Origin of the sequence: Methanohalophilus sp. DAL1, from assembly GCF_001683555.1 — an archaeon.
Classification (GTDB): domain Archaea; phylum Halobacteriota; class Methanosarcinia; order Methanosarcinales; family Methanosarcinaceae; genus Methanohalophilus; species Methanohalophilus euhalobius.
Map to the genome: position 1 here is coordinate 1 of NZ_MAFX01000018.1, position 25,745 is coordinate 25,745.

Below are 25,745 nucleotides of genomic sequence, written 5' to 3' on the forward strand. Positions count from 1 at the left end.
CATAACATGTTTTTGACGTATAACTTTCATCAATTTTAACTACTTGTTTACCTATAAGTTCTGCTTTATAGGTGAGAAATTCGATGAAACGTGATAAATAACCATTATTTTGTGTAGAGCGGTTCAATGATCTTGATTTTGATTTACCCATATTTTTAACGCTAAGTTTGCCTACAATAATTGTATTGGCTTTTGTGTTTTCTAACATTTTTTTGGTGGTTTTGTGTTGCCAATCTTTTATCTGATTGTTCTTCTTACTTACCATAGTACTAATAGTTTTGTTTAATCTATGCCATTTTTTACTGTATTTTTTGCAATGGTCACGTCTTGATTGAACTGCACTGATTTTAGAATCCCAATATAAATCATATCGTGGATTGTTTATTTCAAAAAATTTCCCTTTATCGTTTATCGCAGTAATCGTTTTGGTAATCCCTAAATCAATGGCTTGAAAATGATTATTTTGAACATAAGGCACATTGATTTCAGGTTCATACGTAATAGTAACAAAGAAATATCCATTACCCTTTTTATCTTCATTGAATATTTCGATTTGTTTAATCTTCAAATTTGATATATCATGTTCAATATCAATTATCAAATCTGCATTATTGATTTTATGTGAAAATCTAATTGTATTTCCAACTACTTTGAAACCACTCTGATTATATGTTATTGTAAAAAAGTATTTACGACTTCTAAATTTTGGTGGTCTTGCTTTTTTATCTCCATTTTTGTGAATTCCAAAAAACAATTTATAATTGGCATCTAATTTACGCAAAACCATCTGACATGTTTTAGAATAAAGAATATTTATATCAGGATTTCCTTCTTTAATTTGTGGTAAATCATTCTGCTGTTTTGTATATGAAATGGATTTTTTATCATTTTTCCATGTGTCTTTTCTTTCAGATAATGCAATATTATAAAGATATGTACATGCATTGGATAACTCCCAAAGCATATCTTTTTGTAATTCAGTTGGATGAACTTTGTATTTCTTTGTTAATTGCATTATTTCCCCTGATTATCAACATATCTTTTCAAAACATCCAGCGTAACCTGTCCTGTCGTAGCCAAGAAATATGATCTTGACCAGAATGCATCTTTCCCCAACTTCTCTTTTACTTCTGGAAATTTCCTTCTAATCTCTCTTGATGAAATTGTTTTGATCGCATTGATATATTTGGGTATGTCCAATGTTTGTTTTGATTTGAATATCATATGAAAATGGTCTTTATCGCACTCAATGTTAAGAACATCCACTTCAAAGTATGCACTTACATTGTATATAGTTTTTTCAAACAATCAACTACGAGAGGATTCACCAAAGCATCTCTTCTATATTTTACACATTGTACAAAATGATATTGCAGTGAATAAACAGAATGACTACCTGTATCCAGTTTATAGTTATATATAAGCACAACTATAGATAGTTTATGCAATTATATTATTATAGCACGGCTTTCATCCCCCACCTTACAGAGGGGGACTTCCCGCCTGTTGAGTTAAATTTTCGCAAAACATGACAGGGGATGAAGCCAGAAGTGACTTCATCTATAAATCTTTTCATAGGCAAGTTTTCCTGAAAAAGGCAACCTGAACTTTGCACCCCTCCATGCCATAATTACAAGAATAAGTGTCAGGAAGAGGGAAAAGAATCCTGCAAATTCAGCAAGTATCCAGCCTACATAGGGAATCCAGCCAATAAGGTAGATACCTATAGAAAGAGGTAAAAAGGTCAGTATAGACTGCAATGCATGGAATTGTACAAACCTGTTCTCCCTTTCTATGAGAAGGAAGATAAGACCTGTGATCCAGAAACCCACATAGCAAAGCACGGCTTCAACATTTTCATCCAATCCGGTAACTGTTGAATAACCAAGACGACTCATCAAATCACCTCATTTCAATACAGCCCTGTGGGCATTTTTCCACGCACTTACCACAGGATATACATTTTTCCTGATCGATCTCTGCAAGGAATTTGGTTACATGTACTGCATCCACAGGACATGCCTTCTCACAAAGTTTGCAACCAATGCAACCGTTTTCACATACCGCTTTTACAGTCTTTCCTTTGTCATGGGACATGCAAACTACATGTACCTTTTCTGATTCCTTTGCAAATACAAGGATATCGTTGGGACAGGATTCAATACAAAGACCACAGCTTGTACACAAATTCTTGTTAATTTTGGGCAAACGTTCATCACCAATATAGATAGCATCGAATGGACAAGCCCGTACACAGGTTCCACGGCCCATACATCCGTAGTTGCAACCTTTTTCACCTTCAGAAAGCATCATTACGGCTTTACAATCTTCAATACCCTCATAATTGAATCGGTCCACACAATGTACACCGCCATTGCATCTAACATAAGGGAATTCAGCTTCACCTTCGGAGACTTCCTGACCCAGAATACCTCCTATTTCCTTTGCTACATCAAAACCGCCAACCGGACATCCGGTAAGTGGGGCATTGTCTTCCACCACATGTTCAGCAAAGTCAGCACATCCGGCATAACCACATGCACCACAATTTACACCTGGCAAAATTTCATTTACTTCTTCTACAAGAGGGTTTACATCCACTTTGAATTTCTTGGAAGCAACAATCAACATAACACCGATTGCAAGGGCAAGGCCTCCAAGAGTAGCCATTGACTGGATAAGCAGGGTTGGCATGCTCATAAGGGTATCACCTTGAAGTAATTAACAAAAGCCATTGAAAGCATTGCAGCAATCAGGAATGCCTGGGGAAGGCCCCTCATTGCAGAAGGAACTGGCAGGATGGTGGTTTTTTCCCTAATACTTGACATCATTACCATGACGATTGTATAACCCAGACCTGCCGATATACCAAATACAAGACTCTGCAGGAATGAATATTCATTCATAACGTTCAGCAAAACCACACCTAGCACGGCACAGTTAGTGGTAATAAGGGGAAGGTAGATACCAAGCGACCTGTAAAGGGAAGGAATATTTTTCCGCACTACGAATTCTACAAGCTGCACAAGAGCAGCAATTACCACAATGAAACTGATAAGTCTCAAAAACTGAAGATCCAGTGGAATGAGGACGAAGGTATAAATTACATATGAAACAATCGAAGCCATTGTCATTACAAAAATAACAGCGCCGGACATACCTGCTGCACTCTTGGTATCTTTGGTTACACCAAGGAATGAACACAGTCCAAGAAACTGTATTATAAGGAAGTTCTTTATGAAAAGACCTTCCATGAAAATGGCAAATAAAGCTTTTTCTACCATTTTATTCACCTCTTGCAAGTTTTTTTGCACGCCTGTGATTGATAATAGCCATAAGGATACCTATTGTAAGGAAAGCTCCCGGAGGCAATATCATATAAGAAGCTGGAGACATCATTGGAATGCTCACTATCATCTGGCCAAACACTACAATCTGACCTGTACCCAGAAGTTCACGGATACCACCTATTGTAACCAGAGCCAGCAGGAATCCTGCAGAAATTCCCAATGCATCTATCAGGGAATAAAACATGTTATTCTTATTAGCATAAGCCTCTGCACGTCCAATAATTATACAATTTACTACAATCAAGGGAATAAAAACACCCAGTGCTGCGTATAAAGGAGGTGTATAGGCCTCCATAACCATATCCACGATGGACACAAATGTAGCAATAATGAGGATAAATATTGGAAGTCTTACAGTGGATGGAATATAATTTCTCAAAGCAGAAACCATTAGGTTTGCTCCAACCAATACAAAAGCTGTACCAGCAGACATTCCTATCGCATTATCAACCGATGTAGTTACCGCCAGAGCAGGACATAAACCCAGTACAAGGGCAAATATGGGATTGTCTTTTGTAATTCCACGAATGAATTCGTTGAATGCTTTACTCATAAAATCACCTGTTTTACGTTTCTTGCTCCTCTATTTCATCGATCTTTGCGTTTAATCCGTCCACTACAGCCTGGGAGGATATCGTAGCACCGGTTATGGCGTCAATTGAACCGCCGGCACTAGAGATCTGAAGGTCACCTATGGGGAGTTGACGGAACTGGCCCTTAAAATCCTCTTCCGTAATTTTAGAACCAAGACCCGGGGTTTCAGAATGCTTCATTACTTCCATTCCTGTAACTTTATTGAAAGAAGCATCTACCCCACCGGCCAATTGAATCACATCCTGAGCACCGGATTGAGTCGTGAAGAAAGCATAACCTACCACATTACCCGATGAATCCAGTGCTTTGTAATAAAGAATCTTGCGATCTCCGTCTTCATTTACCTCATTACCATACACTGGCTCAAAATCAGAAGCAGAAGGGACTACCTGGGACAGGGCTTCTTTTTTGGCTTCTTTTTCATTTTTCTCAAGCTGCTCCTGCGTAGGTACATAAGTCAGGCCTAGCAGTAGAGCTGCAACCAAACTAACAAGAACCAGCTTTCCTATGATTACTGCAATGTCTTTACGGGACTCAGTCATCAATTTTCACCCCCAGTTTTTCAAGGGGTATTTTATTCATCATTAAGCGGTATTTACGCTGAAGAAAGGATTCTTCCCCGAATGAGCGAGGCAAAGTGTTATTATCAATAAATGATGCTACACAGTTTGCCAGGAATATACCATAGAAAACCGCAAATACATAGTTTGCAAAGTGACCATATATCACAGTCAACAGACCACAGAGAATACCATAAATTATTCTTCCGTTCTTTGTCACGGGAGATGAAGGAGAATCAGTTGCAAGGAATAACACACCAAATATAAATGCACCAGTTACCACATGACCGATCTTATCCCCAATCAACAGGGCAAGCACAAGGGTTGTCAACGCATAAAAAAGCGGGATCTTCCATTCTACATATCTTTTAAAAATCAAATATAATCCGCCAACTAAAGCAATCGGGGATACACCGACAAGCATACCTGCTCCATTTTCCAGAAACAGATCGGATATGCCACCCAATTCGGGGAAAGATACAGGATACATAGCAGACCAGTAAGCCAGTTGCAGGAAAACCCAGGCAGCAAGCACAGGATTGAAAATGTATGAACCTATATCGCCAAAGGCGTGTTTTCCGATAGCCACTGCAAAAAAGGCGCCTACTATCGGAATCCATATAGGAGCTTCACCTGGCACCAGCAGGGCAACCATTAGCCCGATCAATGGGGCATGGCCATTAGCTACTGTAACTTCCTTTTTGAAGGCTTTCTGTATTACCACTTCCGTAACTACCGCCATACCAATTCCTGCAAGAATAAGGGCAAGGGCATATAGTCCGAAAAAGTAAACTGATACAAGACTTACCGGCAGAAGGGTCAAAAATTTAATCCAGGTTATTTTTCTGAATGTAGTGTCTTGCTTGATATGAGGGGGAGCTGATATTGTAAGAGTCATGTTATTCACTTCCGCATGCACATCCTAATTTAAGATTCGATGATTCCTTTTCAAACATATCTTCATATGCTTTTGCAATCGCTTCCTTGGAATATTGCAGCAACTGCATTATGTGTATTTTGCTGGGACAGACCGAGGAACATCTACCACATTCTATACAATTTTCCACATGCATCTGCTTGCATTCATCAAAACGACCCTGATTTGCAAGAGCTGCTATCCTGTTTGGGATCAGGTCGACGGGGCATACATCGACACAACGGGCACAATGGATACATTCCTTTGAAATATCCTTTAGTACTTCATCTTTACCCTGAACTATAATAGAGGTAGTCATTTTGGTAACCGGGACCTCTTCCTCATACTGTGCCACTCCTGTGATTACGCCATTTGAAATCAGTTTCGCAGGTTCACCACTATAACCACCACAGGCTTCGATGACATCTCTGAAAGTAGTACCTATTTTTACCAGTAGATGTTGAGGATTATTCACCTGACCGGATACAGTAACCACCGTTTCTATATATGGCATTCCGGTATTGACCAGGTCATGAATGGCTTTTGTGGATTTCACTCCACATATAGCAACCCCTGCGCTGGCCGGTGTGCAACGGAAAGGTACTTTCCTGCCTGTCACATTATAAGTGAAATATTCAAAAATATTTTTGCCGTATATCTTGTCCTGTGAAACTACGATAATATCAGTATTCTGGTCATTGAAATAATAATCAACCCTTCTTTTACCGATAAGAGGGGACACCATTATAGTTTTACCTTCATAATCCAGCCCATCAAAGGCATCGATTGAATCCTTATCATCATTTCTCAAAACAATGACCCCCCGGCTGGCACCGGCAGCTTTCATCAACAATCGGAGCGAATCAAGCATCTGTGATGCGTATTCCAGAGGAGTTTCATAATTATGACCAACCCATTCCGATGCGGTGGCATTGATCAAGACTGTATCTATATCACAATCCGGAGGATTCAATACCAGGTGTGTGGGAGTACCGTAATTTTCCACGATACCTGCCTCTTTGATAGCCGAGATTAATTGTTTCTTACCGGAATCTTTGAAGGGAGTGAAATCTTCACATTCTGTTTCTTCTATGGGCTGTATAACTACGCTGTTTATCCTGTTGCCGGATGGATGTGAACTTTCCTCAACTGAAACCACTTCCCCGCAGACGCTGGAATGGATTGCAGCACATTTATCAGAAGGGCACTCACCGATCTTCTGGCCAACCTTAACAACTTCCCCTTTACTTACAAGAGGTTCACAAATCTCCCCTTCGTGTTGCTTGAGAGGAATAATCATTTTTTCAGGGATTGTTTCCATTACATTAATTTCTGCCATTTGGTACCAGCTCCTTAGAATGCAGGTTCCCTTTCTACCTCAGGTGGTTTTGTCCCGGGTATTGTAATATCTATGGTCTTTGCGGAGAAATTGGTAGGGGGATTGGTTTCTGCGGGATCACTGTCATATCCAAGAGCCGCCCAGTCAATTACAGGCTGCACTTCATGACAGGTCAGGCAATCCGGCCTTTCCTCAAAGTGGACTTGCTGAAGGGTTTCCGAAGCAGAGACCCCATGACAGTCGTCACACATAAGGGGCTCTGCCATTCCGGTTTCAGACCCTGCAATGTTGTGTCCCAGCTTATAGTGAAGATCAACCTGCCTCAGGACAGCATTCGGATAATCCGGTGTACCGTCACTGTCACCATCATAAGCCTGCATTTCTTCAGAAGTTACCGTCCCATCACCATTTGAATCAGCTGCCTTTACCTCAGGTGTCGGTATCGGATCTCCTTTAGAAGCACTAGTATTAGGATTGTTAATGACCTCAGGATCCTGGCCTGCGTCCCACCAGCTGCCTGTCACTACATTGAAAGGAGCAAGTTTTACATCACTGTCATTCTTGCTGTCGGGTACCTTGACCTCACTTTCCTGCACATCATCGGACCAGGCAAGTTGTGGAGCAAAGTCTTCCATTCTGTAAGAATCCACACGTTCGCCCGAAGACCAGTTAAAAGACTTAAGGGGAGTTGTCCCGGGCAATTCACCCCCGGGCAGGGCCGGGATATGACACGACTGGCATTCCAGGAATTCCAGGTGTGCATCTGCAATTGGGCCGTGGGAGATTCCCTCATGACAATCTGCATCCTCACAGCTCTTCATGGTCACCGATTCACCATGCACCGACTCCTCTTGTCCACTGCTAATCTGATTATCTTCGGTTTCCGATTCAGGTATTTCACTACCGGCAATGATGTGCTCCTTTGCAGTGTGACATTCCACACAATTGACTTCAGCGTGAACATCATATTCTTCATAATCCTCTGAAGCCCACATCACAGCAGTTGTCGGTACATTCATCTCATGACAGCTGTCTATGCATGAAGTCTTGGTAGGAGCTGCGTTCACAGCATCATGGAAAGCTACAAGCATTGGCAGAGGTGTTACCACATCCAGAGTATAAGTGGCCACATGTAAAGGGTCCTGCTGGACCACAGGAATGGCGTCTTCCATAGCAGCATCGTTAGCAGCGGAGAAATTACCTGATTCAAAAGCCATTGCTCTCTTTTCAGCATCATATAAGCCATATTGTTCATGGCAGCTCATACAATCGATATCAACACCATATTCTTCCAGTTCACCCCCGCCCGGATGATAGCGACCATATTCTTTGACCCACTGTGTTTCTCCCTGTACATCAACATTATAATTGGTTAGGGGTTCCCACTGGGCGATGTCCCTCTGTACATGAGAGGATTCGGCAACTTCTTCATACACACCCATATGACAGCCACCACAACTTGAGTTTGTCCATTCACCATCTGTCATATAGTGCTGTGCAAGAAGATCGTTTCCACTGTATCCCAAATACAGGTTTATCCCTGCTAATACAAGGATGATAAATGAAATCGCAACGAGACTTGCTTTTAAATTTGCCATAAAGATCACACATTATAATTTTGCAACTTCTTCAGATACTGGGCATAATACCAATCGAGCCATTCAGGCAACAATATATTCCTTCTATATAACCTGCTTTCATATTAGGCATCCGCCATTGTGGCGAGTATATAGCCATAAAGCAGGAATGATGACATAATCATGATTCGTTATTATTAAGGCAGAACTGACCAATTGAATATATTTATAGATTTCGAATTAAGCTTAAGATAAAACACCTCATTTCCCTTCGCATGAACCCGAAATACCTGTTAATTCTTACATTAATAATCATTATAACTGCTGGGTTTGCATACGTGCAATCCACCTCAGAAGATAATTCTGAAGAATACCGTACATATAGCCAGACAAGAATGCTGATGGACACAGATGTCACAATAACTGTTGTGGATAACAGTGAAGTACATGCATACAAGAGCATTGAAGATGCTTTCATGAAAATGGAAAGAGCATCCAATTTGCTTGATTCCTATAACAGCAGCAGTGAGATTTACAGACTCAACGAGCACAAGGAAATCCAAAATGCCAGTGATGATTTAATATACGTAATTGAACGCGGAATTTATTATTCACAGATCAGCGACGGGGCATTTGACATAACTGTAAAGCCTGTACTGGACCTGTGGGCAAGCAAATTCGGACCCAATAAACCTAATATTCCCCCTACAGAAAAAGAGATAAACAACACCCTTTCCCTCGTAAATTCCTCGAATATTACCATAAATGACAACACAATAATTATTGGAAAGAATATGGGAATCGTTCTTGGAGGAATTGCCAAGGGATATGCTGTAGACAGAGCAATAGTGAGCCTGCAGGAAAACGGAATTGACAACGGATTTGTCAATGCCGGCGGAGACGGACGATATATAGGAGAAAAACCCGATGGACAGGAGTGGTCTATCGGGCTTCAGGACCCCGATAAGAAAGGAAAACCAATAACAATAATCAATGCCCGCAATGTAGCTGTTGCGACCAGCGGCAACTACGAACGCTACTACAACAAATCCGCCAGCGTATCACACATCGCAGATCCCCGCACAGGCTACCCGGCTTCACACCTGATCAGTGCAACTATTATAGCTCCTACAGCCATGGAGGCAGATGCACTTGCAACTACTGTTTTTGTGATGAAAGAAGAAAAGGGGCTTGAAATGATAGAAAAACTGGAAGGTGTGGAATGCCTCCTTATAAATAGTGAAAAAGAGATTAGCAGGTCAAGCGGATTTGCTAAATACGAACAACTTAAAGATTGAACTGCCGGAGGGTTTCATATACAGGCCCTTCTGGAGTCAATATACTTTTTTTTAGCCTGAAATTGTCAACCGTAAATTTCCCGAATTCGACATCCTCCATTTCCTTAACTGTACTGGTAAACTGGTTCATATTGGAGCGAGGAATGTGTCTTATTCGTGCAATGGTTGCATGAGCGGTAAATTCACGCGAATCGGGTTCAAAACCTTCTTTTTCAAGGTAGTATTCAACCTGCTTATGCAAAGGGTCAAAATTACCTTCGGTACCAAGCCATAATACACGCGGTTTTCTGACATTGGGGAACACCCCTGCCCCTTTTATAAGGCATTGGAAAGGCTCACAAGAAATATTTTCAAGTGATTGTTCTATATCTGCAATTTTGCCTTCATCAACTTCGCCCAGGAATTTCAAGGTAACATGGACAAGTTCCGCAGGGACAATTTTCATTTTTCCCAGTTCCCTGAAATTTTCCTGCACCTCTTTTACTATGTGCGTAAAATCCACCGGGAACTCCACAGCAACAAATGTTCTTACCAAACCAAATCACCATAGTCAAATTAATGGTATACTTTAATAGAATAACGACACAGGATACTAAACCTTATTTTATTATATAGACAAAAATTAATAGTAGCAAAAATATAATCTAAATAAAAGAAAACGGGGATGAAATGGACACCGCTGACATACTTGTAAAATCCGCACTTGAAACTGCAACACAAATTAAAGCCTCTGCAATAATAGTATCAGGAGAAGTTGACAGGAATTTATTTTGTTGTGACATACCCGTCTACTTTGCTGCAAACCCATCGAGAAGTGCCGTTGAAAGCCTGATACCTCTTGACGAAGAAGAAGGAAGGTTAAAACAAATTGTCAACCAGATCCAGAGAGATGCCGCGGTTTCCATAGAAGATGTAGAAAATGCAGCAGCTATTGAAGAGGCAATCGGGAATATCAAAAAAGGAAAGGTTGTAGGACTGGTAATTACAGATGATTCAGGTGCTGTAATTGTCCACAATATTTCAGGGAATCCACTCTTAAAAACCCTGGAAAAATTTGAACAGAGAGTCTCCCCTGAAGTAATAAGAGCAGTTCTTAAAATTGCCCTGGAGATTGCTTCCACAGGCAGGGAAGGCAGCCCAGTAGGTACAGCTTTTATAATCGGTGATCTTGAAGAAGTGATGCAGCGCTCCCACCAGATGATCCTTAACCCTTATTCAGGCCATCCTGAAGATGAAAGGAATATCTTAAAGAAAAACAACCGGGAATCCATTAAAGAATTTGCTCTGCTTGATGGGGTATTTATAGTATCTAAAGAAGGAATAGTGCATGCCGCAGGTCGTTATCTGGATGTTGATGCAAAGGACATAGGGATAAATAAGGGATTGGGAGGCAGGCATGTATCAGCAGCTGCTATAACCAGGGACACCGTGGCAGTTGCAATAACTGTCTCAGAAAGTGGTGGCACAATCCGGATGTTCATGGACGGCAAGGAAATGGCTTTTATAGAATGCAGCGACAGGGCCATTCGCAAACACTGATCAAACCTTAAATCTCAGGAGTGCGGCAATTCCACCAAGCGCTTCCAGTTTTTGACCTGGTTCAAACTCTGTACTGAAAACCACAAGCTTGCCCTGAGAATATTCTACATTCCTTATGAAAGAATCAATTCCTCCACCTTCGCCTTTCTCCCGTTCATGCAGCAGGAATTCATCGGAAATGAGAAGCGTTTCAATCGAACCGTAATTGTTGGCCCGCTTAACTTCCTCCACCCCATAGACAACTTTGCCATCCATAGCTATTTCCTTTAGGAGGGACTCCATGAGGGATGCCTCCCGGGCTATACGTGATTGCTCCATAATCCTATCAACCGCCCCTCTGCGCAGCACTTCCTGAAAACCGGATGTGCCTATCGAAGAAGTGTCCTCCACTATAATACCTGCCGCAAGCTCAGGGTCATTTGATTCAACATACTTGAGAAAATCATCCTTGGTAAACCCGGGTCCTGCAACCACGACAGACTGAGAATCTGAAACCACATATTTAAGCTTATCAAGAATCTCATTGAAAAAGACCTCTCTTAAAGTGCCTTCCCCTTTACCCGAAGACTGGCATATATGGGCATAGGATTCCACACCATAGTGGCGCACAAGCCCAATGTCAGCATCCCCTTCCTCGACTGCAACAATTATTACACCCGGTTTTTTCGAGGATGCCTCGGCCTCATTAATCCTTTCAATCTGGTCCTTTTTCCAGCGCTTTATTATGGAAATATCAACCCCGTCCTCGACATTCAGAGTATGATAAGAACCGGCATCCATACCGTGCTCAATTGGACCATGGATCCTGAGACGGTTGGAAAACTTATGGAATTCCAGATTTTCGACCCTGATACCAAGCCGCACAGTCTTCTTCTCGGTTTTTTCAGGGCGTATCTTATCGTTTGCAGAATCGGTTTTACGTTTGGTCAAAGCAAATATAAGGTCTCCTCTCTCGATTATGTACTTAAGATGCCAGAGATCATCCAGGGTCTCCGGTACTACGGTGATCTCCCCTTCATTTCCTTTCAGGTTTTTTTTGGTAACTCTCATACAATCACCATTCACTTATTGATGTCTGATTCGCCCGGCGGCAGTACATTGGCAATCTTGTCAGGAGATGCTATCTGTTTTACAAAATGTACATCCTTTAACCTTTCTACATATATACGGTATATTTTCTTTGCTATATCGTTCTGGTTGAATTTGCCAGGTGTCAGTTCTACAACATGTTCACCCCGTGCTTTCACAGCCGAGACGGGACCCCCAATTGCCCGGGTCTCGGGTTTGAGTTCCAGGCCCACCGCAGCCCTGACAGGCACATCCCGGTAATAATTACGCTCACCACGGATTATAAAGGAGCCTTTCTTAAGGTACTCCCCGGCTTCCGGTGTCTTTGTGACCTGTTCGGGATAGATCCAGTAGCAATCCCCGCTAAACTGTCCTCCCTTCCAGATACTTGAGAATGAAACCACGAATTCGGATGCTTCCTGCAAAGTTGTGTCGGGAATGTCCTTTCCCCCTGTCTTGACAACCGTAATCGGGGCTCCTGGTGCCTGAGTATGGAATACGATATCCCGTTTTTCCATGTACTTCTTTACAAGTTCCTCATTGGTTGTGGCATCCCTGCCACCTACCACAAGGAAACCATCTGAAGAATAGAACCAGCGGAAACGTTCATACCAGTGTTTCTTATGCACTACCTTGAAATGCTTTTTAGGTGCAGCTTTTTTCTTTTGCATTGCCTTTTTCGTATCTTCGATTGCAGCAAGGGCCCCTTTACGCTTCTTTTCCAGTTTCTTGGCTTTCTCATAATAGCGCATGGCATTCTGGGGAACTGTCAGCCGTACATCAATATTCACCTTCTTGCCGTCAAGGTCCAGCAGTACAAGACCCTGTGAACCATCAATATTTACTATCTTTTTAGCCGCAGGCAATTCATCCTTTGCATCCGAGATTATTGACTGGATTTCTCTCCAGGAATAATCTTTTTCACGGGCATCAAGCAGTGTTTGCAGTAATTGCTCTATATCCTGATAGTGTTCATATATCTTCTCGGCAATGGAGGTGTTTTTCTCTATATCCTTCTCAAATTTCTTAATGGCACCCTGTTGTTGTTTGAGTCTGCGCTGGAAAACATCTTCTGTTTTTTCTTTCACAGTGGCTTCCTTTTTTTGTTCCAGGGATTTTGCAGCTCTTTTGCCAAAGAAATCATCCAGTGCCTTGTTGAATGAATCATAGTAATTTTTTTCAAAATCTGAATATTTTTCAAGATCAAAGGGCATTACATCAAAAGTTTCTTTTGAATCCGGTTTGCTGACCGTACAGGGGTTTAACTGCCCCTTTTCCAGAGGGGAGAAAAGGACACCCATTGCTTCAATCAATTTAGAGGCAACCTGCGGATTAACTTCCGAAGCAGGAAGGGTTTTGTCGATACCACTTCGCAGACAGACTTCTTCTGAGAGGATGCCTCCCAGATTAAAACGCGTTGCCAGGGTTCGTACTACATCCGAGTCAGAATGGGAAAACACTTCACACAACTGGTCCTCATTCACATCAAGAGGTGTCAACTGCGCTTCAGGGTACTGATAGATCTCACCACTCCTGATACGTCTGCCCTTAAAAGTAACAGGGTTCATAGGCAGAATGATTTTTCTATCGCAGTCAAGCAATATTATATTGCCCTGTCCAAATATCTCTATGACAAGAACGGTCTCATCGTCCCCTCTTTTTATACCAATCTCAATAATACGGTCAAAATCATATTGCCTGAAATAAGTTATACGCCCTCCCATTATATGTTTACGTAAAAGCATAGGAAAAGATTGCGGATTTTTAGGGCTGGGAGGAATATATTCACTAAGGTGCAATCTGCTTCCGGCCTCAATTAAAAGATTGGCCTTACCTTTCTTAAAAATATAGAGGTGAATACGCAGCAGGCTCTCACCGGGCTGATAAATCTTGCCGATCTTGGAATCGACCAGGGAATCCTCCCCTGTGCCAAGTTCCGTTGCCAGTGCTGCCACATCCGCACTTGTCATCTCTTCTTTCATAAACTGTACTAATTGGGGAAGGGGCTATAAAGTTTTGTGCAATAGATTAATATCCCCGATAAAAATTAGAGATGGAGAAAGATGAACACATCAACAAAACGCTATCTCAAATCAAGGTTCCATGATTATTACAGGGAAGCAAAGATACATGTTCCCCATTCCCTGACCAAACGTGAATGGGGATTCATATCGTATGATTCCATGCCTGAAACCATGATGTACAGGCATAAGGCATTCGGTACGGGAGGAGAACTCAGAGACTATCTTGTATCAATGCAACCGGCCCATGTGTATCACTCGGTTGCCTTTTATGATTATCCCGATGCACCCACAATGAAAGAGAAAAAATGGAAGGGTGCAGACCTTATTTTTGATCTTGATGCTGATCACTTGCAGGATGCACCTACTTCCTATGCAGCAATGCTGGAAATGGTAAAGAAAGAATCATTGAGACTGCTGGATTTTCTGGTAGATGATTTTGGTTTTGACGAAGATTATATAAAAGCCGTCTTTTCCGGTGGAAGGGGGTACCACTTCCATATAACTGACCCTCATATATGGAATCTGGAAAGTTCTCAGAGAAGGGAAATTGTGGATTACGTGGGAGGAAAGGGGATTAAATCTGAATATTTCTACCAGAAAGAATTCATGATCGGAGACCATGGAACCGGCACACGGACCTTCAATGATCGAACGGAGATACTTTCCAAGTATGTCATCAAAAATCCCGATACAGGATGGGGAAAAAGACTTGCTGAGTATATTGCCTCATATCTTGAAGAAGAAGGACAAAAGGAAGAAAAAGAACGTTTTGCGGATATAAAGCACATAAAAGGATTTGGCAAAAAGACACAGCAGCAAATGAACCGGATATGCAAAGACAGTAAGGCCCTGGAAGACATACGCAGAGGAAGACTGGATTTTGGGAAGATAAGGGACTTCAAATCTATAATGGCCCAATTTTTTGATAACACAATTGACCAGCATCGTGTCACACTGGCAGGTTCGGCACAGGTGGATGAACCGGTCACCGCAGATATAAAGAGATTGATACGATTACCGGGGTCCCTGCATGGCGGCTCCGGAATGAAGGCAATTCCATTAAGTCTGGAAGACATGGAGGATTTCAAACCACTTAAGGATGCTGTTGCTTTTTCGGACAGGCCGGTAACGTTAAAAGTCATAAAACCTTTTGAAGTACAAATGATGGATCTGGATATCCGGGTTGAAGAAGGAGTACAGGAACTTCCCGAATATGCAGCGGTGTATTTGATGTGCAGGGGGGTTGCCGAATATGGATCGTACTGAACTAAAGAGTATTCTCCGTCAGGAAAACAGCTCGTCTTTAAATTCCCTTCCCAATAATTTTTATGAAAAAGTTGATGAATATATAAGGGAATTGGAAGAGGAAATCAAGAAGATCAACAATCCGCGATCGGTTGAATCAAAGATTTTAGAAGACGAGATGCAAAGTGCCCTCAATGATGTGGAAACGATCTTTATCAGGAGAATCCGTAAAATAACATCCAGAGCAACCTCAAATGCATTTTCCAATATCTCATCCAGACAGGATCTCGACAAACTCCTGGAATCCGAACGCAAAGTTTTTGAGGCCACCCTTTCAGCAATCCAGATTGCAAGATCCGAATTGCTCGAACCTATCATGAACCCTCAGGATAGACAGGACAAGGGGTTTGCGAAAGAAAGTATAATATCTGAGAAAGCAGATGAGGAAGAGAAAAACGGGACCATCTCGCAGGAACTCCCTGCAGAGGAAGAAACGGGCAAAAACAATATAAGTAAGGAATACTTTGTTGTCCGAATATTGAAAGACCTTCCTACCATAAAAGCGATGGATAATCTCAATTATACACTTGCAGCAGAAGACGTTGTGGTTTTGCCTTCCATGAATGCTCAGGGACTGGTAAAACGCGGTGCTGCATATCCAATAAATCAGGAATGAAAATCAACATTAAAGGTGTGAAGATAATGAAGATCCCAAAAAGGTTCAGAACATACTGCCCTTACTGCAAAACCCATACAGAACATGTTGCTGAAAAGGTTAAAAAAGGCAGGGAATCAATGACCACACGTATCAGAAGGCAGAAGAAAAGGCATACTGGTATAGGAAACAGTGGGAAGTTCTCCAAGGTCCCAAGTGGTGACAAACCAACAAAAAGGATTGCCCTGCGATACCGTTGCAGCAAGTGCAACAAGGCACATCAGAGACCCTGCTTCCGTGCAAAGAAATTCGATTTCAAGGAGTGAGCATAAATGGCCGAACCAAACAGCAGATTTTTGAAAGTAAAATGCAATGATTGCTCCAATGAGCAGGTTATTTTTGGCAGTGCAAGCCAGAAAGTAAACTGTCTTGTATGCGGCAGGACCCTTGCAGAACCAACTGGTGGAAAATCTACAATTACAACACATATACTGGAAGTACTCGAATAAGGGATATTAATGGACAACAACAAATGGCCTGAAGTCGGTGATTTCGTAGTCTGTGCGGTAAAAAATGTCACTGACTTTGGCGCCTACACGACTCTTGAGGAATACGACGGAAAAGAAGGATTCATCCATATATCTGAGATTAAGGCAGGATGGGTCAAATATGTCAGGGATCACGTCAGGGAAGGACAGAAAATTGTCTGCAAGGTCCTGAGAGTAGATACCTCACGTCGCCATATTGATCTTTCCCTCAAGGATGTAAATGAGCATCAGAAAAGGGCAAAGATCCAGGAATGGAAGAACGAACAGAAGGCTGAAAAATGGCTACAGTTCGTCGCAGAAGACGCAAGACTCGACAAACAGCAACTTCAGGAAGTAGAAGATGCTTTTGACACAGAATTCGGAAGCAAATATTCTGCCTTTGAAGAAGCTGCCATGCGCGGGGAAGCTGCCTTCAGCAACCTCAAGATCGATAAAAAAGTTGTTGAAATCATTATCAAACTCGCACAGGATAATATCAAACTGCCGTTTGTGGAGATTGCCGGACATATAGACCTTACAAGTTCTGCACCGAACGGGATCGAGATCATCAAGGAGGCCTTACGGGCCGCCAATGAAGTGAAGATGGAAGATGTCCGTCTGGATATAACATATACCGGTGCACCCAGATATCGTATCAGGGTGATAGCTCCCGATTATAAGATTGCAGAATCTGTCCTGAAAGAATCTGCAGAAAAAGCCATCGAAAAAATAGAATATCTTGGCGGAGAAGGTGCCTTCCACAGGCATGCGGAAACTGCCAAGGCGTGATAACGATTGGGTAAAAAGATTTTAAAATGCATTTCCTGCGGGGAATACACCCTGCAGGAAACGTGCCCCAAATGCGGGGGAAGGACCATCAAACCTTCACCTGCACGCTATTCTCCCCGTGACCCATACGGGAAATATCGCAGATTGAGCAAAAGGAATTGATTCCCATGCAGAATACAAAAATCGTGCGTCAAAATACTGAGATTGAAATTCAGGATTCTACCCTGCTTGTCGGCCTGCCGGGTGTGGGACATGTAGGCAAACTTGTTGTTGATCATCTCATCGAACAATTCGAAGCAGAAAAACTTCTGGAAATATACTCCACCTCTTTCCCGCCCCAGGTACTTGTAGATGAAAATAGTACTGTGAGGCTTGTAAGTAATGCATTCTATACATTTCAGGTAAATGGCAAGGATATTCTGCTGCTTGCAGGAGACCAGCAGAGTACAAGTTCAGAAGGGCATTACGAACTGTGTGACCTGTACCTGGATATTGCCGAAGAGTACGGAGTTTCCAGAATATTTACCCTCGGAGGATTCCCAACGGGACAGCTGGATCATGTTGATGAAGTCCTGGGTGCCGTTAATCAGGAAGACCTTACAGAAAGTCTTAAAGAGCATGGAGTCACCTTCAAGGAAAAAGAGCCCAACGGCGGAATTGTTGGAGCTTCGGGACTCCTCCTTGGCCTGAGCAAATTCAGGGATATTAATGCTGCATGCCTTATGGGATACACATCCGGATATCTCGTTGACCCGAAAAGTGCCCAGTCACTGCTTGCTGTGCTGAGCAGTATACTTGATATCGAGGTTGATATCAGTGAACTTGAGGAACGTGCTAAAGAGATGGAGAAAATCGTGGCCAACCTTGTAGAAGCAAAACAGCAGCAACAACAGCAACAGATGCTTCCTGAAACACCAACGGACGAGGATCTGGGCTATATCGGATAAGCATGTTGATCAATGCCGACCTGCACCTGCATTCCAAATATTCCATGGCCTGTTCCCAAAAGATGGAACTGTCTGTAATGGCCCGGGAAGCCGCTAAAAAGGGAATCAATCTTGTGGCAACAGGAGATTGCATACATCCTAAGTGGCTTTGTGAGATCAAGGAATATGCACAGGATGACGAGACGGTCAGCATTGATGATACTTCTTTTATTCTTACAACTGAGATAGAGGACAAAAACAGGGTACACCATCTGCTGCTGGTTCCCTCCATATCCAAAGCAGAAGAACTGGCGGAAAAGGTGGCCGGATACGGGGATCTCGCCGTTGACGGCAGGCCAACGCTGAAACTGGACGGAGGCCAGATTGCAGAGATTGCAACCGATGTCGGAGCCCTCATCGGCCCTTGTCATGCGTTTACCCCCTGGACTGCCATGTATGCCTACCATGACAGCCTGGAAAGTTGCTACGGGGATATGACTGATAATATTGCCTTCCTGGAGTTGGGGTTGAGTGCTGACAGTGATTATGCAGACAGGATAGAAGAACTGCAGGACCTGACATTCCTTTCAAATTCGGATGCCCATTCCCCCTGGTCCAACAAACTGGCCCGGGAATTCAACCGCCTGGAGGTGCCGGATGTCTCCTTTGAAGGTGTGGAAAAGGCAATCCTGAGGAAAGAGGGGTATGGCTGTGCGCTCAATGTGGGTTTCTTCCCGCAGGAAGGCAAGTACAATGAATCAGCCTGTATCAAGTGTTACCGGCATTACCCAATGGAAGAAGCAATGAACCTGGACTGGAATTGCCGGGTTTGTGGTGGCCAGATAAAGAAAGGCGTGGCCGACCGGGTAAACGAACTGGCCAACTCTGACAAACCGCAACATCCTTCCCACCGTCCGGATTACCTGCACCTGATACCCCTAGCAGAGATCATAATGATGGCCCTGGGCCATGCAAGCATCAATACAAAGGGTGTGAACGGGGCCTGGAAGGCTCTTGTGGAGCGTTTCGGCAGTGAGACCGCTGTGCTGCTGGAGGCCGACATCCCACAGCTGGATTTCGTGGACCCCCGGATTGTGAGAAGCATCGAGGCCTTCAGGAATGAGGACGTGATCCTGCACCCCGGCGGAGGGGGCAAATACGGCTGGATCGAGCTGCCCGACAATTTGAAAACAAACACAAAATCCAGTTCCCGGAAAGCCGACCCCGATGACCCGACACCAGAGGAAAAGAACCAGAAAAGCCTCTTTGATTTCTAATAATTGCGCCCTTCGATACCTTTTTAAGCCATAAACTCCTTCAAGCCAAGCACATTGTGCCGGGGTGGCAGAGCGGACTAATCCAACGGCTTACAAAGTTGCCGCGGAGTCCAAACGCGGCAGGCTCGAGACCTGTTTCCCCTAACGGGGTGCTTGGGTTCGAATCCCAACCCCGGCGCTTTTTTTCTCAGTAAAACGTCCTAACACCTTCAGCCAACTAACCTGGATATCGAAGATGTTTTACTGCTCTTATCTGCATATCCAAAGGAAGAAGACTTCATAATAAAGATAACTTCAAATTCCTCAGATTTTAGAGGGGAAGCCGGAGTGTACAGAAATGATAAAGCAATTCAATTATTGTGATTATTTTGAGGGATGACGAATGTGAAAGTGCTACCCTTCCCGACTTCACTCTCAACCCATATATCGCCATCATGCATCTCTACATATGATTTCACCAATGCAAGCCCTAAGCCCGTACCCTCATATTTCCTTGTGGTAGATGAATCTACTTGCTTAAAAATATTAAAAATATCTTTTTGGGAATCTTTAGGTATTCCAATACCTGTATCCTTTACAGATATTTGGAAGTAAACACCGACACGTTTTGCATTAATAACAATACTCCCATTTTCAGGAGTGAATTTTATTGCGTTACCAACGAGATTGTGCATTATATGAACCATCTTGGTTTTATCGACTTTAATATTTGTATCGGTACCATCTAAAATGCATTCAAATGAAAGATTTTTCGTGATTATAAATGGGTCAATAACTGGTTTTATGTCCTCACAAAGTTCAGCAAAATCCACATTCTCAATTTCCAACTCTTCTTTACCTGCCTGTATTTTTGACAAATCAAGAATATCATTTATCATTTCAAGCAAATGCTTGCCACTTTTTAAGATGTTTGATACATATTTACTTTCTTTATCATTCATATTTCCGGATTTGTTTGTGGATAATATTTGAGAAAAACCAATTATTGCATTGAGAGGAGTACGCAATTCATGGCTTACATTCGCAAGAAATTCGGTTTTGGCCCGATTTGAATTTTCTGCAAGTATCTTGGCTTTGATTAGAGAATTTTCTGCATTTTTGTTTTTGCTTATATCAACCGTAGATCCATAAACCTTGGTCTTGCCGTCTTTTTTATGTGCTCTTCCGCTTGATGAGAGCCATCTTATCTCACCATTTCCATCAACAACCTCATATTCGAACGACATAATTTTTCCAGGACGTTCTATACCTTCCCTGAACTTATCCATTATTTTTGGTAGATAGTTAGGTACGACACGCGAAAAGAAATTTTCGAAATCGTTTCCTATTGTATTCGCAGGAAGTGCTAATAATTCATTTACACCTTCTGAGATATAAGAGTCAATAAAGTCTCCATTTTCATCTACAGTAGCACTCCAAACGCTAATTGGCAAATTAAAATGAATTGATTCTAATTGGTTTAAGGCGTCTTTGAGATTATATTCATATTGTTTTTTTTCAGTAATATCTTCCATATTAGCCAAGATACCAAAAATATTTCCTCTTTGGTCATACATGGGAGAAACAGACAGACTGCCGTAGAGGTATGAACCATCTTTTCTTAATCGACAAACTTCATAACCTGTTATAGTTTCTCCAGACAATACACGCTTGCGCAATGTGAGATGTTCATCAATTCCTTCTTCAGGAACCGTTGGTAAAAATTCGCCAATTACTTCCTCGCTGCTCCATCCAAATATTTTTTCGGAAGATTCATTCCATATGATCACGTTACTGCTGGTGTCAGTACCGTGTATTGCTACAGGAGATGTCTGAATTAATTTTTGCAGAAAATTCTTCTCTTGTTGTAATTTTTCTTCAATTTGTTTTTGGTTTGTAATATCCCTTTGTGAACTCATGTAGGCTATTATATTTCCTTTATTATCATAAATCGGGGATACTTTAATTTGTATGTAAAAATATGTACCATCTTTCCTTTTGTTCAATAATTCCCCTTTGTAAATATTACCAGAAGCCACAGTGTCATATATTTCTTTTTGGACATCTTCTGACAGCGGTTCAGCATTGAATACATCCGGTTTTTTACCTTTCAGTTCTTCAAAACTCCATCCAAACAGTTCTTCAGACGCTTCATTCATGTAGGTAATTACATAATTAGTATCAGTAATCACTATACTGTCAACCGATTGTTTCACTATTTCTGACCATATATTGAAGTTATCAATATTTTCACAATTAGGAAGTGGATTCATTGGTACCCTCTATTTAGGCCTATAGTTAACACGTTGCCTAATTATGCAAAAGATGTTATAAAAGTACATTGGGAGATATTTTTTATAGATACTTTTTCTTCATTCTGCTGTTGCATACTTTATAAATTTAATCAGAATTGAAACACTAAATGAAAACTAATGGAAAAATATTTGGCCATACAATATATCCCATTGCAAGAAAGCCGCTTATCATGATGTAGTATTAAAAATCATGGAATACAAATTCGCCTTTAATGATGACAACCAGATGTTGAGTTATCTGACAAACAATATGGTAGCAGATGGAAAACATTAAACGAAGAAAAATCCACTAAAAATAATGCCGGACTCCACGACAGGAGCCGGGCATCCAAATTATCCTCACTCAAGTACATTATCCGTCTGCAATTCAAACGAATCCTGCACACCGTTCACGTCCACAGTATAATTGCCCTTCTCCAGTCCGTACACATCGAGAGGAACACCGATCTCAAAGGGCACGAGGGCCTGAGTACACATGGCATCCTTAGGTCGTTTGGTAGGGATATTTACATTGAAAGTGTTCCCTGTTTTTGCAGTTGTGATATTGGCCTCATCGATCACGGTGCAGCCATCGGGCAGGAAACCACTTACCTGGACACTGACCTGGACCGGGAAGGACTCCATCACCAGAATTTGTATATTGTCCACATTTGCTGTACCGTAGACATACCCACCATCATTCCCGTCTGAAGGGGCAACAGGTTCTCCTTCAACCTCTAGGACCAGGCTGAAAGTCTCTTCCTCGCCCGTGAGGTTTTCCCAGGGGCGCTTGTAGATGGCATCGACCTGCTGGGTTCCGTTATCCATAATCCTGAAGGTCCATACATGGAAACCCGGTGCACCCACGACATCCTCATTTTCCGGTGGCTCAAACTTATCCTCTACGATTTTGATGCCATCGGAGGTTGTCAGGTTCCACTGGTATCCTGTGGAGGGGTTTTCCTCAAGGCGTATTGAGAAGAAATCCCCGGTGGAAGCATTCACTGTGCTGCCGTCCCACTGGCCGGATAATTCCATACCGTCGTTCAGGGTCCCGGCATCCACACTTTCATTTACACCTGTACCACCGTCATCTGCACACCCAAGGGAAAGGACAACTGCGGCCACCACAACGATAAAGGCAATCAAAAGCAAGCCTGCTCCTGCATAAGTATTAATCTTCAAGTAACCATCTCCATGTGAATAGATAGTGTTTCACATTATATATTTATTTTTTAAGCTGCGAACCTATTCGAACCTTTATTACTGGGTTCTCAGGGCTTCCACGGGATCGAGTTTCGAGGCTTTATTGGCAGGATAGAGACCTGCAACCAATCCAATGACCAGGGCAATCAGGAAACCCACAACTATGAGATAGAATGGGAAAATGTAAGGTAAATCCAAAAAGTAACTTACACCATAGGAAGCAGCAACTCCTAAAACTGTACCCAGTACGCCACCAATAACACTCAGAATCACCGATTCTATAAGGAAAAGGGTCAGGATATTCACACGGGTAAAGCCCAGGGACTTGAGCAAGCCCACTTCCTTTGTCCTTTCAGTCACGCTAACAAGCATAATATTCATAATACCTATCGAGCCCACAAGCAGGGCAATCAGTGCTACAGAGGTCAAGAGGGTTGTCAGAGCACTGGAAAGCTGATTCAGGTTATCCAAGATATCCGCCTGGTTGAAGATTGAATAGGGTTTCACATCCTCATTATCCAGTTCTCTCTCCGAAACGCCGAGACTTCTGGCAAGCCTGCGGTCCACCTCATCCGAAACCTCCCGCACTGAACGGGACTCGTCAACGGTTGCAGATATCCCACCATAGTCTTCAACTCCCAGCATATCATTCATTATATCTATCGGGATAAATATGCGCACATCTGATTCTGCCCCACTCTGGATGAAAGTTGTCTTGGGACTGTCAATGATCCCGATAACCTTGAAAGAGCGGGAAACTTTTGTTCCGTCCCTGCGTACAAACTCAATATCAATGGAATTATGATTGGATACTTTCTGGTCGAATTTCTCATAAGCCACATCCGAACCCAGCACCGCAACATATTTTTCTTTGTCACTGAAAAAAGTGCCTTCCTCCAGCTGTATATTCCCTATTTGTTCATAATCCGCCGAACAACCCTGTATATCAATCTGGCGCACTGTAGAGATATAGGTTACACTGGCAAGCTGCTGCCGGATACCGGATACACCCTCTATTCCCGGTACACTCCGCACAGTTTCCAGCTGGTTTTCAAAGAAAAGATCAATATCCTGACTGTAAACTATAATAAAATTCGACCCCTGGGTACCCAGCTCTTCAACAAAGAACTGGTTGAAGCTGGCACCCAGGGACACATTGGCAATAACAGCAGCAACACCTATTATGATGCCAAGGGTCGTGAGGGTGGAACGCATCTTGGAACCGCTGATACTTCCCAGGGAAAGCCGGAAGGCTTCCTTGAAATTCAACATCTCCTGTCCACCTCACTCATAGTGCAATGCCTCCACAGGATCCATTTTTGCGGCTTTGTTGGCTGGATAAACACCCGAGATCAGACCAACAGCAAATGAGATGCCAAAGCCCAGCAGTATGAGACTTATCGGGAAAATATTAGCAATATCAAGGTAATTGTTCACGGCCGTTGAAGCCGCCAGACCCAGCAATACTCCAAGGATACCCCCAAAAAGACTGATAATAACAGATTCCACGATAAAAAGGGTCAATATATCAAAATAATTGTAACCCAGAGCCTTCATCAGCCCGATCTCTTTTGTTCTTTCGGTAACTGTCACAAGCATGATATTCATAATACCTATCGAGCCTACTATAAGGGATATAAGGGCAACAGCAACAAGTATGGATGTCAGGGCACTTGATAGCTGGTTTATCTGGTCCAGGATATCCTGCTGGTTGAAGATTTCATAGGGTTTGGCATCCTCATTATCAATATCCCTGCTGGGCACTCCCACCGAACGGGCAAGGTTTTCATCCACATCATCGGTAACCCTATCCAGGATTTCGAGAGAGTCTGCTTTAATAAAAAATCCCCCTATATCGTCCCTGTGCTGCATCTCCTGCATGATAGAAAGAGGAATAAAAACACGTCCTGCAGGATCCACTTCAGGGGATACGAAGGAGGCATCCGGGTCCTGTATGATGCCCTTTACACGAAACGTCTGTGTACTTATCCCTCCATCCACATTTCTTATACTTATTTTTATGAAATTCTTGACAGATAGGTTCCGGTCAAACTTATCATAGGCCACATCCGAACCTATTACAGCCACATTCCCGTCCTGATTGGTCAGAAACTGGCCATGTTCCATATTTATATTCCCCACTTCTTCATAATCGGGAAGGACCCCACTGACAGTTGCGGTACGCTCCGCTGATTGGTACTTCAGGGTCGCTGATTGCTGGTTAAGTGGGGAGACAGCAGCAACACCATTGGTATTTTCAACCACATTGAACTGGGAATCTCCGAATACATTGTTTTTCTGGGTGAATATAACAATAAAATTAGTACCCGATGCACCTATTTCTTCTTCGAAGTACTGCCCGAAACTGGCCCCCATGGATATGTTGGCAATTACAGCGGCCACCCCTATGATAATACCCAGGGTAGTCAGGGCAGAGCGCAATTTCGCACTACCTATGCTGGCAAAAGCTAACTTTACCGCCTCTGAAAGCCTGACCATAAGAGATTACCTGATCATTCCTTAGGATTCCATTTTCTGCGATACATATAGACAGCAACGACCAGCAGGACAAGCCCCAACAG

27 protein-coding genes and 1 tRNA gene are annotated in these 25,745 nt (G+C 42.6%); 11 read left to right on the forward strand and 17 right to left on the reverse strand.

The window, feature by feature from the left end:
• The 10 genes from A9957_RS04710 to mmcA form a co-directional block, all read right to left on the reverse strand.
• A partial coding sequence (locus A9957_RS04710; RefSeq protein WP_292343332.1) for a transposase occupies positions 1–1,015 on the reverse strand: 1,015 nt, incomplete at its 3' end.
• A complete protein-coding gene (gene tnpA, locus A9957_RS04715) occupies positions 1,015–1,308 on the reverse strand; it encodes an IS200/IS605 family transposase (RefSeq protein WP_292343333.1) in 294 nt (97 codons plus the stop codon). The genes tnpA and A9957_RS04710, both read right to left, overlap by 1 nt.
• Positions 1,309–1,556: 248 nt before the next feature.
• Positions 1,557–1,898, reverse strand: a complete 342-nt coding sequence (locus A9957_RS04720; RefSeq protein WP_096711932.1) for a DUF4870 domain-containing protein — start codon at positions 1,896–1,898, stop codon at positions 1,557–1,559.
• A gap of 4 nt (positions 1,899–1,902) precedes the next feature.
• On the reverse strand, positions 1,903–2,700 hold the full coding sequence (locus A9957_RS04725) for a Fe-S cluster domain-containing protein (RefSeq protein WP_128754156.1): 798 nt from the start codon (positions 2,698–2,700) through the stop codon (positions 1,903–1,905).
• Complete coding sequence (gene rnfA / locus A9957_RS04730) at positions 2,697–3,284, reverse strand: Rnf electron transport complex subunit RnfA (protein ID WP_105460356.1); 588 nt, start codon at positions 3,282–3,284, stop codon at positions 2,697–2,699. The genes A9957_RS04725 and rnfA overlap by 4 nt, the downstream gene beginning before the upstream one ends.
• 1 nt (position 3,285) lies before the next feature.
• On the reverse strand, positions 3,286–3,903 hold the full coding sequence (gene rnfE / locus A9957_RS04735; protein WP_096711935.1) for an Rnf electron transport complex subunit RnfE: 618 nt from the start codon (positions 3,901–3,903) through the stop codon (positions 3,286–3,288).
• A 13-nt stretch (positions 3,904–3,916) separates the two neighbouring features.
• Positions 3,917–4,486, reverse strand: a complete 570-nt coding sequence (rnfG, locus tag A9957_RS04740) for an Rnf electron transport complex subunit RnfG (RefSeq protein WP_096711936.1) — start codon at positions 4,484–4,486, stop codon at positions 3,917–3,919.
• Positions 4,479–5,402 carry an Rnf electron transport complex subunit RnfD gene (gene rnfD / locus A9957_RS04745; protein WP_096711937.1) on the reverse strand — a complete coding sequence of 308 codons (924 nt, stop codon included), beginning with the start codon at positions 5,400–5,402 and terminating at the stop codon, positions 4,479–4,481. Before rnfD ends, rnfG begins: the two co-directional genes overlap by 8 nt.
• A 1-nt stretch (position 5,403) precedes the next feature.
• A complete protein-coding gene (gene rnfC, locus A9957_RS04750) occupies positions 5,404–6,759 on the reverse strand; it encodes an Rnf electron transport complex subunit RnfC (protein ID WP_292343334.1) in 1,356 nt (451 codons plus the stop codon).
• Between the two features lie 14 nt (positions 6,760–6,773).
• Complete coding sequence (gene mmcA, locus A9957_RS04755; protein WP_292343336.1) at positions 6,774–8,357, reverse strand: methanogenesis multiheme c-type cytochrome; 1,584 nt, start codon at positions 8,355–8,357, stop codon at positions 6,774–6,776.
• Positions 8,358–8,674: 317 nt separating this feature from the next.
• On the opposite strand from mmcA, the gene A9957_RS04760 reads away from it, so the two are divergent.
• Entirely contained in the window at positions 8,675–9,634 is a 960-nt protein-coding gene (locus A9957_RS04760; RefSeq protein WP_241645840.1) for an FAD:protein FMN transferase, read from the forward strand.
• Here the strand turns inward: A9957_RS04760 and thpR are convergent.
• Entirely contained in the window at positions 9,624–10,169 is a 546-nt protein-coding gene (gene thpR / locus A9957_RS04765; RefSeq protein ID WP_096711941.1) for an RNA 2',3'-cyclic phosphodiesterase, read from the reverse strand. The two genes, A9957_RS04760 and thpR, sit on opposite strands and share 11 nt — an antisense overlap.
• A gap of 134 nt (positions 10,170–10,303) precedes the next feature.
• Here thpR and A9957_RS04770 point away from each other — a divergent pair, with 134 nt between their 5' ends.
• On the forward strand, positions 10,304–11,173 hold the full coding sequence (locus tag A9957_RS04770) for a diadenylate cyclase (protein WP_096711942.1): 870 nt from the start codon (positions 10,304–10,306) through the stop codon (positions 11,171–11,173).
• Here the strand turns inward: A9957_RS04770 and A9957_RS04775 are convergent, their stop codons facing one another.
• Together A9957_RS04775 and rqcH are read right to left on the reverse strand one after the other, a co-directional pair.
• Positions 11,174–12,223 (reverse strand): mRNA surveillance protein pelota, encoded by a 1,050-nt coding sequence (locus A9957_RS04775; RefSeq protein ID WP_292343338.1) that lies wholly within the window; start codon positions 12,221–12,223, stop codon positions 11,174–11,176.
• Between the two features lie 11 nt (positions 12,224–12,234).
• Entirely contained in the window at positions 12,235–14,223 is a 1,989-nt protein-coding gene (rqcH, locus tag A9957_RS04780; protein WP_292343339.1) for a ribosome rescue protein RqcH, read from the reverse strand.
• Between the two features lie 81 nt (positions 14,224–14,304).
• Here rqcH and priS point away from each other — a divergent pair, with 81 nt between their 5' ends.
• The 9 genes from priS (at position 14,305) to A9957_RS04825 (ending at position 19,862) form a co-directional block, all read left to right on the forward strand.
• The gene (gene priS / locus A9957_RS04785) at positions 14,305–15,531 is read left to right on the forward strand and encodes a DNA primase catalytic subunit PriS (protein WP_292343341.1); all 1,227 of its coding nucleotides are present in this window, start codon (positions 14,305–14,307) and stop codon (positions 15,529–15,531) included.
• The gene (locus A9957_RS04790) at positions 15,518–16,186 is read left to right on the forward strand and encodes a hypothetical protein (protein WP_292343343.1); all 669 of its coding nucleotides are present in this window, start codon (positions 15,518–15,520) and stop codon (positions 16,184–16,186) included. The genes priS and A9957_RS04790 overlap by 14 nt, the downstream gene beginning before the upstream one ends.
• Positions 16,187–16,212: 26 nt before the next feature.
• Positions 16,213–16,491 carry a 50S ribosomal protein L44e gene (locus tag A9957_RS04795; protein WP_013038141.1) on the forward strand — a complete coding sequence of 93 codons (279 nt, stop codon included), beginning with the start codon at positions 16,213–16,215 and terminating at the stop codon, positions 16,489–16,491.
• Positions 16,492–16,497: 6 nt separating this feature from the next.
• Positions 16,498–16,674 carry a 30S ribosomal protein S27e gene (locus A9957_RS04800; RefSeq protein WP_096711947.1) on the forward strand — a complete coding sequence of 59 codons (177 nt, stop codon included), beginning with the start codon at positions 16,498–16,500 and terminating at the stop codon, positions 16,672–16,674.
• Between the two features lie 9 nt (positions 16,675–16,683).
• Positions 16,684–17,481, forward strand: coding sequence for a translation initiation factor IF-2 subunit alpha (locus A9957_RS04805; RefSeq protein WP_096711948.1), 798 nt, complete (start codon positions 16,684–16,686; stop codon positions 17,479–17,481).
• Between the two features lie 6 nt (positions 17,482–17,487).
• The gene (locus tag A9957_RS04810; RefSeq protein ID WP_096711949.1) at positions 17,488–17,643 is read left to right on the forward strand and encodes an RNA-protein complex protein Nop10; all 156 of its coding nucleotides are present in this window, start codon (positions 17,488–17,490) and stop codon (positions 17,641–17,643) included.
• 5 nt (positions 17,644–17,648) lie between these two features.
• Complete coding sequence (locus A9957_RS04815; protein ID WP_096711950.1) at positions 17,649–18,428, forward strand: proteasome assembly chaperone family protein; 780 nt, start codon at positions 17,649–17,651, stop codon at positions 18,426–18,428.
• Positions 18,429–18,430: 2 nt separating this feature from the next.
• On the forward strand, positions 18,431–19,684 hold the full coding sequence (locus tag A9957_RS04820; protein WP_292343345.1) for a TIGR00375 family protein: 1,254 nt from the start codon (positions 18,431–18,433) through the stop codon (positions 19,682–19,684).
• Between the two features lie 58 nt (positions 19,685–19,742).
• Positions 19,743–19,862: transfer RNA gene (locus A9957_RS04825), tRNA-Ser, on the forward strand.
• A gap of 172 nt (positions 19,863–20,034) precedes the next feature.
• Here A9957_RS04825 and A9957_RS04830 read toward each other — a convergent pair.
• The 4 genes from A9957_RS04830 to A9957_RS04845 all read right to left on the reverse strand — a co-directional run bounded on the left by A9957_RS04830 (position 20,035) and on the right by A9957_RS04845 (position 25,662).
• Positions 20,035–21,936, reverse strand: coding sequence for a PAS domain-containing sensor histidine kinase (locus A9957_RS04830; protein WP_292343347.1), 1,902 nt, complete (start codon positions 21,934–21,936; stop codon positions 20,035–20,037).
• A 381-nt stretch (positions 21,937–22,317) separates the two neighbouring features.
• The gene (locus A9957_RS04835; RefSeq protein ID WP_292343349.1) at positions 22,318–23,142 is read right to left on the reverse strand and encodes a protease inhibitor I42 family protein; all 825 of its coding nucleotides are present in this window, start codon (positions 23,140–23,142) and stop codon (positions 22,318–22,320) included.
• Positions 23,143–23,220: 78 nt separating this feature from the next.
• On the reverse strand, positions 23,221–24,435 hold the full coding sequence (locus tag A9957_RS04840; protein WP_292343350.1) for an ABC transporter permease: 1,215 nt from the start codon (positions 24,433–24,435) through the stop codon (positions 23,221–23,223).
• A gap of 12 nt (positions 24,436–24,447) precedes the next feature.
• Complete coding sequence (locus tag A9957_RS04845) at positions 24,448–25,662, reverse strand: ABC transporter permease (protein WP_292343352.1); 1,215 nt, start codon at positions 25,660–25,662, stop codon at positions 24,448–24,450.
• Positions 25,663–25,745: the final 83 nt, after the last annotated feature.